This window comes from Bradyrhizobium sp. MI1.3 (genome assembly GCF_055811695.1).
Genome location: NZ_JBVVPQ010000022.1, coordinates 47,283 through 60,384, shown reverse-complemented (window position 1 = coordinate 60,384; position 13,102 = coordinate 47,283). Strand labels below are relative to the sequence as shown.

The following is a 13,102-nucleotide window of genomic DNA, read 5'->3' as shown; positions in this document are numbered from 1 at the left end:
GCGCTTCTCCCGTCCGATTGTTTGGACACGATGTTCTGCTGCCTGGCTAAAACTGTCAAACGTGGTCGTAATCGACCACGACCCGCTCCGACGATGGCTTGGCCTGACAGGTCAGGACAAAGCCAGCCTTCAGCTCCCAGGGTTCCAGCGAGTAGTTGATGTCCATCGGCGCCTCGCCCTCCACCAGTTTGGCACGGCAGGTCGAGCACATGCCGCCCTTGCAGGCGAAGGGCAGATCGATTCCGGCGCGCAGTGCGGCATCGAGGATCGCCTCGTCCTCGGCGACCGGCACGTCGCGGCGCTTGCCGTCGATGATCAGCGACGCGATCGCTTTCGGCGGCGCGTCCGGCGCAACGATCTTCTTCGGCCGCGGCTTGCCGCCGAACTCCGATACGAAGCGCTCGACGTGGATGCGCTCGTCCGCGATGCCGAGCCCTCGGCAGGTCGCCTCGATGTCCTCGCTCATGCCGGACGGACCGCAGATGAAGACGTGGTCGACGCTTTCCGCTGGTACCAGCGAGCGCAGCAGCACCCTCACCTTGTCGCCGTCGAGCCGGCCGTGCAGGATCGGAATGTCCTGTTCCTCGCCGGAGATGACGTGGAAGATCGAGAGCCGGTCGATGAAGCGATCCTTGAGCTCTTCGAGCGCCTCGAGGAACATGATGTTGTCCGTCGTGCGATTGCCGTAGAACAGGAAGAATTGGCTGCCCGGCTCGCGCGCAAGCGTGCCCTTGACGATCGAAAGGATCGGCGTGATGCCGGAGCCTGCGGCAAAGCCGACATGGATGCGGCTAGCGCCCGTCGGCGGGATCACGCCGAAACGTCCCGTGGGCGTCATCACGTCCAGCGCGTCGCCGCACTTCAAATCGTCCGCTGCCCAGCTCGAAAACGCGCCACCATCAACCTTCTTGACCGCGATGCGTATCTCGCCGTCGTCGGGCCCGGAGCAGATCGAATAGGAGCGGCGCACTTCCTCGCCATCCAGCATGGTGCGGAGTGTGAGGTATTGGCCGGGTGTGAAGGCGTAGTCGGTCGCAAGCTCCGCCGGGATGGCGAATGTCAGCGATATGGCGTCCGACGCCTCGCGGCGGAGGTCGTTGACGGCCAGGCGATGGAAGCGTGGTGCGGCTGCTGACATGATCAATGACACTTGAAATAATCGAAGGGTTCGCGGCAGGCTCTGCAGCGCCAGAGCGCCTTGCAGGAGGTGGAGCCGAATTCGGACAGCAGCTCGGTATCCGCCGAGCTGCATTGCGGGCACACAACGGCTTGCTCGCCGAACAGCGCGCGGCGTGAATTCGAGGCCTGCGGCGGCGCGATGCCGTAGGCGTGAAGCTTCCGGCGGCCCTCTTCACTCATCCAGTCCGTGGTCCAGGCCGGGGACAGCACGGTGCGGACCTTTGGACGATGGAAACCAGCGCGCTCCAGCGCGACCTCGATTTCGAGCGCAATCATATTCATGGCCGGGCAGCCCGAATAGGTCGGGGTGATCGCGATCTCGACGTGATCGCCGTCGACAACGACATCGCGGAGCACGCCGAGATCGGCGATGGTCAAAACCGGAATTTCGGGATCGACCACGCTCGCCGCGGCGTCCCAGGCCCGTTGGCGCAGTTCGTTATGGGGCTCCAGCACCGTCACCATGTCTGCCCCGGGAAAGTGCGCTGTATCGATTGCAGCTCGGAGAGAAGATGGCCGAGATGCTCGCTGTGCCGGCCCACGCGGCCGCCCTGCTGCATCCAGTCGTTCTGCGGCAGCTTGAGCATTGCTTCGCCGATCACATCCGAGAGTGTCGTCAGCCAGCGACCCCGCAAGGTCCCTGGGTCTACGGCGATACCGGCATGGATCAAGGCGCGCTCGCCGTCGTCGACGGCAAACATCTCGCCGGTGAACGCCCAGAGATGATCGATCGCAGCCTGCGCGCGGGCATGGCTCTCGTCGGTGCCGTCGCCGAGCCGGATGATCCACTCCGAGGAATGCCGCAAATGATAGGCGCTCTCCTTCTCCGACTTGGCGGCAATGGCCGCGAGTGTCGTATCGCGCGAGGTCATCATGGCGCGCCAGTAGAGATCGGCGAAGGCGGAATAGAAGAACTGCCGCACCAGCGTCTGGGCAAAGTCGCCGTTCGGCTGCTCGAGGAGCAGCAGATTGCGATACTGCCTGACATCGCGAAGGTAGGCGAACTTGTCTTCGTCGTTGTCCTTGCCTTCGGCTTTGGCTGCGTAGGTGTAGAGCTCGCGGGCCTGGCCGATCAGGTCGAGCGCGATGTTGGAGAGCGCCATGTCCTCTTCCAGCATCGGCGCGTGCCCGCACCATTCCGACAGCCGGTGGCCGAGGATCAGCGCATCATCGGCGCGGCGCAGCGCGTACAGCACCAGCGGTGTTTCGGAGACCTGGATGTTGGCGACGGGCATCTGTCCTATCCACTTGTTCCAACCTCATCCTGAGGAGGCGCGAAGCGCCGTCTCGAAGGATGGGCCGCGGGTCACGGGCCTTCATGGTTCGAGACGCCGCTTCGCGGCTCCTCACCATGAGGAGAAAGAGCTACATGTGTCCTACTTCCTCAGGCACTTCATAGAACGTCGGATGACGGTAGATCTTCGATTCCGCCGGCTCGAACATCATGCCCTTCTCGGCGGGATCGCTCGCAGTGATCTCGGTGGATGGCACGACCCATATCGACAGGCCCTCGCCGCGGCGGGTGTAGATGTCGCGGGCGGCCTGCAGGGCCATGGTGGCGTCGCTCGCATGCAGCGATCCGACATGCTTGTGCGCGAGCCCGTTGCGGCTGCGAATGAAGACTTCCCACAGCGGCGTGTTCGGCGTGGCCATCGTGATCTCCCTACTCTGCCGCTTGTGCAGTTCGACGCTGCGCGCGCTTTGCGGCGTAGCTAGCTGCCGCCTCGCGGACCCAGGCGCCCTCGTCGTGCGCCTTACGGCGCGCAGCCATCCGGTCACGGTTGCAGGGGCCGTTGCCGGCGAGCACCTGCTTGAATTCGGTCCAGTCGATCTCGCTGTAGCGCCAGCGCCCGTCGGCATCCTGAATCATGCCGGGATCGGGAATGGCGAGGCCGAGATATTGCGCCTGCGGCACGGTGGCATCGACGAATTTCTGGCGCAGCTCGTCATTGGAGAAGCGCTTGATCTTCCATTTCGTCGAGGTGTCGCTGTGCTGGCTGGTGGCATCGGGCGGGCCGAACATCATCAGCACCGGCCACCACCACCTGTTCAAGGCATCCTGCGCCATCGCCTTCTGCTCGTCCGAGCCGCGGCACAGCGTCAGCATGATCTCGTAGCCCTGGCGCTGATGGAACGACTCCTCCTTGCAGACGCGGATCATCGCGCGCGCATAGGGACCGTAAGAGCAGCGACACAGCGGGATCTGGTTCATGATCGCGGCGCCGTCGACCAACCACCCGATGGTGCCGATGTCGGCCCAGGTCAGCGTCGGATAGTTGAAGATCGAGGAATATTTGGCTTTGCCCGCGAGCATGGCGTCTACCAGCTCTTCGCGCGACGTGCCGAGCGTCTCGGCCGCAGCATAGAGATAAAGCCCGTGGCCGCACTCGTCCTGCACCTTGGCGAGCAGCGCGGCCTTGCGACGCAAGGACGGCGCGCGCGTGATCCAGTTGCCTTCGGGCAGCATGCCGACGATTTCGGAATGAGCGTGCTGGGAGATCTGGCGCGTCAGCGTCTTGCGATAGGCCGCCGGCATCCAGTCGTTCGGCTCGATGCGCTCCTCGGCATCGATGCGCGTCTGGAACTGCGCAGCCTTGGCCGCATCCTCGAGGCCGCGATCATCGGTCTCGGCCGTGTTCAGCGCCTGGGTATACATGCGCATCCTCCCGTTTTATTGAGAGGCAATATATAACAAGAATTATCTCATGCAAGATATTTCTGTAACATAACGATCAAGCCTCAAATCTTCGTTCCAGCAGTTTTCGCGCCGGCGGCAATGGCCCCTTTTCATTGGTTCCATGACCATCAAGCCATTGTTCCGATGGGGCAAGCAGCGCGCGATAGATGTCGCCGCACAGCGCGCGGGCAGCCCTGCCCGGCCAGTCCGCCGGAAGCAGGCTTTCGGGCAGGAGCGGATCGCGCAGCACGACCCGGCGGTAATGGTGGATCAGGAGGATGCGCGCCGTGAAGGCGTCGGTCTCGGACAAGCCCGTGCCGCGCGCGATCGCGGCGCGCAGCGGCTCGAACGTCTTCATGAACTTGAGATAGGCGTCCGCGGTGCGATCCAGCGGCCAGCTCGCACTGAGTAGCCGGCGACCACTGTCATCCTCGGCCGAGACTTCCAGACGGATGGCGCCCGCGGCCTCATCCGGCACTGCCACACCTGACGGGGCGACCCACACGCCCGGCAGCGGACTGCCGAAGCCGGCATTGCGGAGCGCCTCGCGCGAGGCATCCCGATCCTCGCCATTGCCGATCAGAAGCAGCTCGAAGCGCCCGGTCCAGTCGGATGGCGGCGGATCGTAGATATGGCGTGTCGCAGCCCCGAAGATCTGGCGGCCCTTGTCAGCCAAGCGGTAGAAGCTATTGCGGCCGACCTTTTCGCGCGTCAGCCAGCCATCGGCGGCAAGCCGCGACATCGCGGTACGCACCACGCCGCTGTCGATGTCCAGGCTCTCGAAGAATTCCAGCAGCGTGCCGAGCCATACCGAGCCGCCACGCGGCACGATGGCATCGCCGAACACGGTGATGACGATAGAGCCGGTGCGCGACGGCTCGCGCTTGAGCTGCTCGATGATGCGGGACAACGGATGCGCCATGCGCGAGGCATAGCGCGTTTGGTGCGGGCGCGACAATGGACCGGTGCGACGGCCTTCTCCCTCGCCCCGTTCTTACGGGGAGAGGCAAAGAACTACCGATGCGGATCGGGATAGACCACGCTGCGCCAGCCGCTGCGGTCGAAGGGACGCCAGCTGCCCTCCCTCTGCGCAAGGCGATCAGCCACCGCGAAGACAGCGGCGGGATGATGGCCCATGCCGCAATGGCTGCTCTCGATCTCGATGCTCTCGGTCTGCGCGCCCGTCTTCTCCATGCAGCCCTGCCAGGCGCAGACGCCGTCGGTGCGGCTGAAGATCGCCGTGGTCGGCACCGGCGGCGGAACGGCGAGATCGCCGCCGAACTGCGGATCGACCTCGTCGGACTTCCGTCCGCTCGCCCATTCATAGACGCGCCAGGCATTGGTCGAATGCGGATCGCCGGCAAAGGGGCTGCCGAGCGTGATCACCTGGCGTACGCGGTCGGGCATCATCTTGGCGAGCTGGCGCGCATAGAGACCGCCGAGGCTCCAGCCGACCAGGCTGATCTTGCGGCCATGCCTGTCGCTCAGCTCCTGAACCAGATCCACCATCGCGTGCTGCACGCCCTCGCGCAGGCCGTAATTGCGGCCCTGGCGCCAGCCGCTCACCGCATAGCCCTTGCCCGACAGAAACGTGCGCAACGCGCGCGTGGACCCGTCGGAGGCCACGAGGCCCGGTAGCACCAGCACCGGATGGCCATCGCCGCGCGGCGCAAGGCTCAGCAGCGGCAGCGCGCCGAGGAATGCGCCGAACTCGTGGATCGCTCGCCCTTCCAGGAACATCAGGGTACGAGACGGCGGGCTCAGCGTCTGGGCGGTAGCGGTCATCAATGGTCCCTCGGAAGAAATGCTGAAAAGATCACCGGCTGCGAGGCCGGCAAATGGGTATGAATTCCAACACGCCAGCTTTTCGAACGTTCCGCAGCGCACCATGAATCAGCTAGGCAGCGGGTTCCCGACATTCAAGCGGGTGAAACCCGGGGCCACAATAGGCCTGCGCGTTAATGCTGGCGTCCGTGACGCAAAAGTCACAACAATCGAAGCAGGAATTCTACGGAGTAAAGCCCAAGGCCCGCGAGCCCGCCGATCAGCGAGCCGTTGAAGCGGATGTATTGCAGGTCGCGGCCAATGTTGATTTCGATCAGCGAAATCAGCTGCGCCATGTCCCACGATTTCACCTGGTCGGAGATGAAGGTCGAAACGCCGCTCTTCTGGTCCGCGACGAAACTGCGCAGCACCGCGACCAGACCCTTGTTGATCTCGCCGCGAAGCTCGGCATCGCCGGCGAGCGCTTCGCCCGCCGCGACACACATGCCGGCGAGATGATGCTGCAGCACCTGCGTCTCGCCGCTTGCACTACGCTCGATGAAGGACCGCGTGTTGGCCCAGACGGTGCGGGCGAGATCGGCGAGCTCGGGACGCGCGAGCAGATCGCGCTTCAAACCGTCGATGCGGTCGATATAGGCCTGGTCGGTGCCAAGCCGATCGACGAAGCTCAGCACCATGCGGTCGAACTCGCCGCGGAACGGATGTTTGGGATCGCTGCGCACTTCATTGAAGAACGCGGTGGCGGAGGCCACGATCTTGTTCACCAGAAATTTGTCGGCCCGGTAGAGCCTGAGCAGGGTCGGCAATTCCGCGCGCACCTTCTCGCGGATCATCGCCATCGTCTCGGTCTGGTTCAGCGTCTCGTGCATCACGCGCAGGAGATCGTCGAACAGGATTTGGTGGCGTCCCTCGGCAACGAAGCCGCGCAACGTGCCGGCCGCGAGCGGCGCGAGGTCGATCGCCTGGAGCTGCGATGACATGCGGCGAAGGATGAAGGTCATCAGGCCCGAGCTTTCCGTCGCAGAAACCGCCTCCGGCAGCAGGCGCAGCGCAAAGCGCGCGAGGTCATCGCTACGCTTGCGATCGCGCAGCCAGTCGGCGACGAAGGAGCCGAAATCGATCTCGTTCAGCTTGGCCTCAACGGGAGCAGCCTCGAGGAAATGCACCTGGATGAATTCGCCGAGCTTGTCGGCGATGCGGGCCTGATTGCTCTGGATGATCGCGGTGTGCGGGATCGGCAGGCCCAGCGGCCGCTTGAACAGCGCGACGACGGCATACCAATCGGCGAGCCCGCCGATGGTGGCGGCTTCGGCGAAGGCTGCGATGAATCCGAACACGGGATGCACGGGCAGCAGCCATTTCGCGATGACGAACAGGACAAGCGTCGAGCCCAGCACCAGCGTCGCCAGCGCTTTCACGCGGCGCAATTCGGCCGCGCGTTCTGCGTCGCCGGGGGAATCGAAGGAGAAGGTGGCGGGTGGAGTCATGATTCACCAAGGTTACGTCATTCCGGGACGGTCCGCAGGACCGGACCCGGAATCTCGAGATTCCGGGTTCGCCCTTTGGGCGCCCCGGAATGACGACCGATGATGACGCGGCGCAAAAAACAAGGCCCGCCGAAGCGGGCCTCAAATTCAGTTTTTCGTCTCAGGCAGATCAGGCGGTCTTGTTGTAGACCTTGGCGAAATTGTCCTGAGCGGACTTCGCACCGTTGGCGGCGAGCTTGCCGAAATAGTCGGTGGTCGCCTTGGCGCGCGAGACGAACGCTTCGCCGCGGGCGCGGAGCAGGCCGGACTGGATCTCGATAGCTTCGCTGAACGACTTGGCGGACGCGAGCTTGTCGATGCCCGCGAAGAACGCGTCGGCGTCCTCGTAGATCGCCTGCTGGATGTTGCGGCTGATCTTGCCGGCTTCGGTGACGGACTCGGTCACCGCGTTTTCGACGGCGGCAGTCACGCGCTCGGAGCCCGCGAACACCTCGGCAGCACGGTCTTTGGCGGTATTGGCGGACTTCTTGACGAACTCGCGGGCGGCCTCGGGAACTTCCAGGTTCTGGATGTTCTTGAACGCGTCCTTGAAGCCTTCGAAAGCGGTGTTGGTTTCGGTGGTCATTGGGGTCTCTCCATCCTCATTGGTTGAGCTATGGGCTCACCCCGTCCGTTTTGGCCCGGGGCACGGCTTATATGGCATAGTTAATTGTGCGATGCAATATCCATATTGCACTGCGATATCACGAACTGTGAACGGCCTTAATGAGAGGCAGTCTGGCGCCTCCCTGACCATCCAGGTTCCCAGACACCCGCTGAGAGGTTCTCAGTGCTGGACGGCACCGGGCAGCCCATAGGCCTCCATCTGGGCCTGGACCTGCGCGATGTTGTGCCCGAGCACGACGATATCGTGGGTCTTGCCATCGACGTCCCGGACGTGATCGCGCAGCAGAGCCTCGGCCTTGAAGCCGAGGCTCTCGAACAGCGTGATCGCCGCCTGCTGATCGACCGTCATTTGGACCGAGAGCTTCTCGAGGCCGGCGCCGAGCGCGAGTGCGAACGTCTCCTGAGACAGCGTCCGTCCCACCCCCTTCCCGCGCACGTCGAGCGAAACCACCATCCGGATCTCGCCGACATGGGGCGACCAGGAGTGCGGATCGCGCACCAGCGTGCCGCAGCCGACGACCGTGCCGCCCCTGACCGCGAGCAGGCTCGTGATAGCGCCGCGCTCGATCTCCTTGACCCATGCGGAGAGCACCTTCGGCTCACTGATGTTGCGCGGCAGGAACAAAAGGTCGTGGGTCGGCAGGCCCTTGCCGAAGGCGAGCACCGCGGCTTCGTCCGCGGGCGACATCAGGCGGATCTCGATATCGCCGGCGTCCGTCTTGACGTGACGCGGATAGGAACGCTGCTCACTCATGTCGATCTCTTCCCCAGCCAGGAATCCAGTTTCGGCCATAGCCGCTTCACCGCATTGGCGCCGGCGACGAGCGAGACGTGACCGCCCTTCAGCATCACCTCCTCTTTGTCCTCGGACCCGATCTTGGCGATCAGGTGCTTTGCTGCCTCATACGGCACGATGTGGTCATGCTCGGCGACCGCATGCAGGAACGGCACCTTGATGTCCTCGAGCTTCGCCGCACGGCCGCCGACCGACATGGTGTCGTTGAACAGCTTGTTGTCCCACATCAGGTCCTTGGTGATGGTGCGGAAATATTCGCCGGCCAGCGGCAGCGTGTCGGTCGCCCAGCGGTCGAACATCCGGTAGGATTTGACGAACTCGTCGTTCCAGATGTTTTCCCAGAGCTGGATCTGGCTGACGGTACGCGAGGCTGGGCGCAGCATCTCGAACGACGACAGGATCATCTCGGGCGGCACGTTGCCGACGCTGTCGACGAGGCGATCGACATCGAAATAGCGACGGTCGGAGAAGTTCGAGAACAGTTTCATCTCGCGAAAGTCGATCGGCGTGGTGAAACAGATCAAATTCTTCATCGGCCCGTCCCTGTGGATCGAGCCGTAGAGCAGCGACAGCACGCCGCCGAAGCAATAACCGATGACGGAGACGTCCTGTTCGCCGGAATCCTGCTGCACGCGGCGGATGCAGTCCGGGATGAAGTCGAGGACATAGTCCTCCATGCGGAGGCTCTTCTCCTCCGGCCGTGGCGCGCTCCAGTCGAGCATGTAGACGTCGTAGCCGCGCTTCAACAGGAACTCGATGAAACTCTGGCCGGGCACGAGGTCGAGAATGTAACCGCGATTGGTGGTCGCCATCACGATCAAGATCGGAATTCGATAGATCTCATCGGACATCGGCCGATAATGGTAGAGGCTCATCGTGCCGCGCGAATGCAGCACGTCCTTCGGAGTCGAGCCGAGCGTGGGACCGGACGTCGAGAAATATTCGACGCCCTTGATGCTGCGCTGGATGGCGCGTTGCACCTCGGACTGGATGCGCTCCGGGATTCCTGCGAAGTCTAATCCGGCGGGTGCATTCATGTCTGCTCTCCGCCTTCAGATGGCGGGCGCTTGGTGCGCGGCGGGCGCATTGCGGTGTCGGAGCCCTGAGAAATGCCGGAACTTGCCGCCATCTGGCTCAGCATCGACTTGATCTCACCGATCTGTCCTTCGATGGACTGCAGCCGTTCCGCAAGGCCGGTGACCTGGTCCCGGCTCGGCAGATTCATGGAGACCAGATATTTCTCCATGAGATCGCCGAGCTGCTTCTGAGCACCTGCAGCAACGCCGCCGGCTCGGTTCACGGCTTGCGAAAACTCGGGCGACGACATGGCCTGATTGGCGAAGGAGTTGAACCCCTTCTCCATCTCGCCAATCATCTTCTGCCACATGGCAACGGGGTCATTGCTCTTATCGGTCATCGGCGTCCTCCTGAGATCGAGAGCTTCGATGCCCTTCCTTTTTCGCCATACCACACCGTTGCGCGGTGCCGGTCAACCGGCAAGCAGCGGGTCCGGTGTCGCGGACGCGGCTTCATCGCGAGGAGAAACCGTGCGATACAGCACTGATCAAAAGCCGAGGGAACGCACCCGTGAACGCCTATCAGCCGCCGCAAACCGTCCACGCCAACGGCATCGACATCTGTTACGAGACTTTCGGCAACGACAGTGCCGAGCCGCTGCTGCTGATCATGGGGTTAGGCGCCCAGATGATCCACTGGGACGATGCGTTCTGCGAGCAGCTCGCCGCGCGCGGCTTTCGCGTCATCCGGTTCGATAATCGCGACATCGGCAAGTCAAGCCATCTCGCAGGCGGCAAGCGTCTGACGCCGCTCGAGCTGTTGAAGCTCCGCTTCCTCAGGATTCCCGTTGCGGCCACCTACAAGCTGATCGACATGGCGAAAGACACGGTCGGGCTGATGGACGCACTCGGCATCAAGTCGGCGCATCTGGTCGGGGCGTCCATGGGCGGCATGATTGCGCAAGAAGTGACGTTGTCGTTTCCCGAGCGCGTGCGCTCACTGACATCGATCATGTCGACGACCGGCAATCCGCGCGTGCCGCCCCCGACACGTGAGGCCGCCGCGATGCTGATGGCGCCGCCGCCGCGCAGCAAGGAGGAGTTTATCGCCCGTTACGGCCAAACCTGGAACGTGTTGCGGGCCGGGTCCTTTCCGGAGGAAGAGGCGCTCGATCCCGGTCGTGCCGAGCGCGTGTTCGCGCGGGGGCTCAATCCGGCCGGCGTCGGCCGGCAACTCCGCGCCGTGCTCGCCTCCGGCAGCCGCAAGGAGCGGCTGCACGGCGTCAAGACGCCGACGCTCGTGATCCACGGCACCGTCGATCCGCTGGTCCGCCCCGAGGGCGGCAGGGACACGGCAGAGTCAATTCCGGGCGCCAAGCTGCTGATGATCGACGGCATGGGCCACGCGCTGCCGATGCGGTTCTGGCCGGAGATCATCGGCGCCATCGCCAAGCACGCGCATGGCGCAGCGGCGCAGGCGGCGTAGATTGATCGGCACAGAAGGTCTCCTCGCGGTGACCATGTGAGCTGCCGGTTACTCTCTTAACGCGTGCCGGAACGAAAGCTATACAGGCGTCCTTCAATCGCCGAGAACCTCACTCGCCAACAAAGAGGCTGCGGCCTCTCGGAGTTCACATGCATCTCATCGTCCGGTCAGCCGCAATCGTCGCCGCTTCAGTCCTCACGCTGTCCCTCGCCGGTGGCGTCGCGATGGCGGGTAGCGCGCAAGAAGAAGCCAATCGCAAAACTGTGCTTGCGTTCTACGAGAAGGGGCTCAACCAAAAGGACGCCGATGCAGCCCTCGCCCATGTCGGCGACCGCTACGTCCAGCACAACCCAAACGCGGCAGATGGTCCGGACGGCTTCCGAAAATTCATCGGCTTCCTCCGGGAGAAATTCCCGAACTCGCACAGCGAGATCAAGCGCAGCTTCGTGGATGGCGACTACGTGATCCTGCACGTTCACGCGGTTCGCGAGCCCGGCAGCAGGGGCAACGCGATCGTCGACATCTTCAAGCTGGAGAACGGCAAGGTCGTCGAACACTGGGACGTCGTTCAACCGATCCCGGAAAATCCGGCGAACAACAACACGATGTTCTAGCTCGGAGCCGTAGCCCGGATGGAGCGCAGCGCAATCCGGGTTCTTGCGTGGATCGACCGTCCCGGATTTCGCTGCGCTCATCCGGGTTACAAATAGCCGCCTAGCTCTTCCTGGCCATCCAGATCACGTGACGTGCGCCACCGCCTCTTCCGGTAGCGCGGATATTGACTTCGTTGACCTCGAAGCCGGCGCTGCCGAGCCGCTTGGTGAAGGCCGGGTTGGGCCCCGAGGACCAGACCGCGAGCACGCCTCCCGGCCGCAGCGCCGTCTTCGCTGCCTTCAATCCGCTCGCATTGTAGAGCGCATCATTGCCCTTCCGGGTCAGCCCTTCTGGCCCGTTGTCGACGTCGAGGAGGATGGCATCGAATGCCGACCGCTGCGCCCGGATGATTTCGCCAACGTCGGTTTCCCGTATGCTCACCCTGACATCATCGAGACTGTCGCCGAACACCTGCGCCATCGGGCCCCGCGCCCAGGCGACCACCGCCGGCACGAGCTCGGAGACCACAATCTTCGCCTTGCTTCCGAGCACGGTCAGGGCCGCACGCAACGTAAAGCCCATGCCCAGGCCGCCGATGAGGACGACGGGTTTTGCGACCGTCTCGATCTGCTTCGCCGCGAGTGTGGCGAGCGCGGCCTCCGAGCCTGACAGGCGGTTGTTCATCAGCTCGTTGGTGCCGAGCTTGATGGAAAACTCCTTGCCTCGCCGCATCAGGCGAAGCTCTTCATCGGAGCCGGGGATCTTGGCGGTGTCGATCTTTTCCCAGGGAATCATGCGGAAGCTTTAGCACGATTTCCTTCGTAGCTTCGTAGCCCGGATGGAGCGAAGCGCAATCCGGGAAGCGCGCGCGTGAGGAAAAATCGCCCCGGATTTCGCTGCGCTCCGTCCGGGCTACGAACCGGCCTACCCTCCCGCCCACACGTCCAGCACATACCGGTTCTTCGCGCCCATCTCCTCGATCCAGCGCGCGGCCGTGGCGGCATCGCTGCCGCTCTTCTCGCGATGGATCGCGACCAACGCCGCCTTCACGTCGGGCTCCATCTTGCTGCCGTCGCCACAGACATAGACCATCGCGCCCTGCTCGATTAGCGGCCAGACCTTGTCTTTCTGCGCGGCGAGGACGTGCTGCACATAGGTCTTCGGTCCTTCCGCACGCGAGAACGCGGTGAACAGCTCGGTGATGCCGCTTGCTGCTAACGCCTTCAACTCGTTCGCGTAGAGAAAATCCTGGTCGGGATGCCGGCAGCCGAAAAACAGCATGGCCGGGGCGCGCGCGGCGCCCCGGGGCGTGCGCGCGGCGCGCGCCGGGGGGGGGCCGCCGCCCGGCGCCCAAACCCGGCCCCGGCCCCGCAGGACAAAACGCCCCGCCCGCGCGGCCGGGGGCCGGCAGCCCGC

At 63.9% G+C, this 13,102-nt stretch carries 16 protein-coding genes; 2 read left to right on the top strand and 14 right to left on the bottom strand.

Going from position 1 to position 13,102, the window contains the following annotated elements; genetic code table 11:
* Positions 1-55 precede the first annotated feature (55 nt).
* The 12 genes from paaE to AC0L3A_RS18005 form a co-directional block, all read right to left on the bottom strand.
* Positions 56-1,138 carry a 1,2-phenylacetyl-CoA epoxidase subunit PaaE gene (paaE, locus tag AC0L3A_RS18060; RefSeq protein WP_219682679.1) on the bottom strand — a complete coding sequence of 361 codons (1,083 nt, stop codon included), beginning with the start codon at positions 1,136-1,138 and terminating at the stop codon, positions 56-58.
* A 2-nt stretch (positions 1,139-1,140) separates the two neighbouring features.
* On the bottom strand, positions 1,141-1,644 hold the full coding sequence (gene paaD / locus AC0L3A_RS18055) for a 1,2-phenylacetyl-CoA epoxidase subunit PaaD (protein ID WP_007593804.1): 504 nt from the start codon (positions 1,642-1,644) through the stop codon (positions 1,141-1,143).
* Positions 1,638-2,414: a 1,2-phenylacetyl-CoA epoxidase subunit PaaC gene (gene paaC / locus AC0L3A_RS18050; RefSeq protein ID WP_007593806.1), complete on the bottom strand. Its 777-nt coding sequence runs from the start codon at positions 2,412-2,414 to the stop codon at positions 1,638-1,640. The genes paaD and paaC overlap by 7 nt, the downstream gene beginning before the upstream one ends.
* Before the next feature lie 130 nt (positions 2,415-2,544).
* Positions 2,545-2,832 carry a 1,2-phenylacetyl-CoA epoxidase subunit PaaB gene (gene paaB, locus AC0L3A_RS18045; protein WP_007593808.1) on the bottom strand — a complete coding sequence of 96 codons (288 nt, stop codon included), beginning with the start codon at positions 2,830-2,832 and terminating at the stop codon, positions 2,545-2,547.
* A 10-nt stretch (positions 2,833-2,842) separates the two neighbouring features.
* Entirely contained in the window at positions 2,843-3,835 is a 993-nt protein-coding gene (gene paaA / locus AC0L3A_RS18040; protein ID WP_007593811.1) for a 1,2-phenylacetyl-CoA epoxidase subunit PaaA, read from the bottom strand.
* 76 nt (positions 3,836-3,911) lie between these two features.
* Positions 3,912-4,778: a phenylacetic acid degradation operon negative regulatory protein PaaX gene (gene paaX / locus AC0L3A_RS18035; RefSeq protein WP_007593813.1), complete on the bottom strand. Its 867-nt coding sequence runs from the start codon at positions 4,776-4,778 to the stop codon at positions 3,912-3,914.
* 92 nt (positions 4,779-4,870) lie between these two features.
* A complete protein-coding gene (locus AC0L3A_RS18030) occupies positions 4,871-5,641 on the bottom strand; it encodes an esterase/lipase family protein (RefSeq protein WP_007593815.1) in 771 nt (256 codons plus the stop codon).
* Between the two features lie 200 nt (positions 5,642-5,841).
* Positions 5,842-7,128 carry a DUF445 domain-containing protein gene (locus AC0L3A_RS18025; protein ID WP_354127710.1) on the bottom strand — a complete coding sequence of 429 codons (1,287 nt, stop codon included), beginning with the start codon at positions 7,126-7,128 and terminating at the stop codon, positions 5,842-5,844.
* Between the two features lie 169 nt (positions 7,129-7,297).
* Positions 7,298-7,753 (bottom strand): phasin, encoded by a 456-nt coding sequence (locus AC0L3A_RS18020; RefSeq protein ID WP_007593819.1) that lies wholly within the window; start codon positions 7,751-7,753, stop codon positions 7,298-7,300.
* A gap of 201 nt (positions 7,754-7,954) precedes the next feature.
* Positions 7,955-8,548, bottom strand: a complete 594-nt coding sequence (locus AC0L3A_RS18015) for a GNAT family N-acetyltransferase (RefSeq protein ID WP_007593821.1) — start codon at positions 8,546-8,548, stop codon at positions 7,955-7,957.
* Positions 8,545-9,627 (bottom strand): PHA/PHB synthase family protein, encoded by a 1,083-nt coding sequence (locus tag AC0L3A_RS18010; protein WP_007593822.1) that lies wholly within the window; start codon positions 9,625-9,627, stop codon positions 8,545-8,547. The genes AC0L3A_RS18015 and AC0L3A_RS18010 overlap by 4 nt, the downstream gene beginning before the upstream one ends.
* Positions 9,624-10,007: a hypothetical protein gene (locus tag AC0L3A_RS18005; protein WP_007593823.1), complete on the bottom strand. Its 384-nt coding sequence runs from the start codon at positions 10,005-10,007 to the stop codon at positions 9,624-9,626. The genes AC0L3A_RS18010 and AC0L3A_RS18005 overlap by 4 nt, the downstream gene beginning before the upstream one ends.
* Positions 10,008-10,177: 170 nt before the next feature.
* On the opposite strand from AC0L3A_RS18005, the gene AC0L3A_RS18000 reads away from it, so the two are divergent.
* Positions 10,178-11,092, top strand: coding sequence for an alpha/beta fold hydrolase (locus AC0L3A_RS18000; protein ID WP_007593824.1), 915 nt, complete (start codon positions 10,178-10,180; stop codon positions 11,090-11,092).
* 149 nt (positions 11,093-11,241) lie between these two features.
* Positions 11,242-11,706, top strand: coding sequence for a nuclear transport factor 2 family protein (locus tag AC0L3A_RS17995; RefSeq protein WP_007593825.1), 465 nt, complete (start codon positions 11,242-11,244; stop codon positions 11,704-11,706).
* 100 nt (positions 11,707-11,806) lie between these two features.
* Here the strand turns inward: AC0L3A_RS17995 and AC0L3A_RS17990 are convergent, their stop codons facing one another.
* Both AC0L3A_RS17990 and AC0L3A_RS17985 read right to left on the bottom strand, forming a co-directional pair.
* Complete coding sequence (locus AC0L3A_RS17990) at positions 11,807-12,481, bottom strand: spermine/spermidine synthase domain-containing protein (RefSeq protein WP_007593827.1); 675 nt, start codon at positions 12,479-12,481, stop codon at positions 11,807-11,809.
* Positions 12,482-12,610: 129 nt separating this feature from the next.
* Positions 12,611-13,102, bottom strand: a 492-nt coding sequence (locus AC0L3A_RS17985; protein ID WP_473254863.1) for a ferredoxin reductase domain-containing protein, incomplete at its 5' end; no start/stop codon positions are given.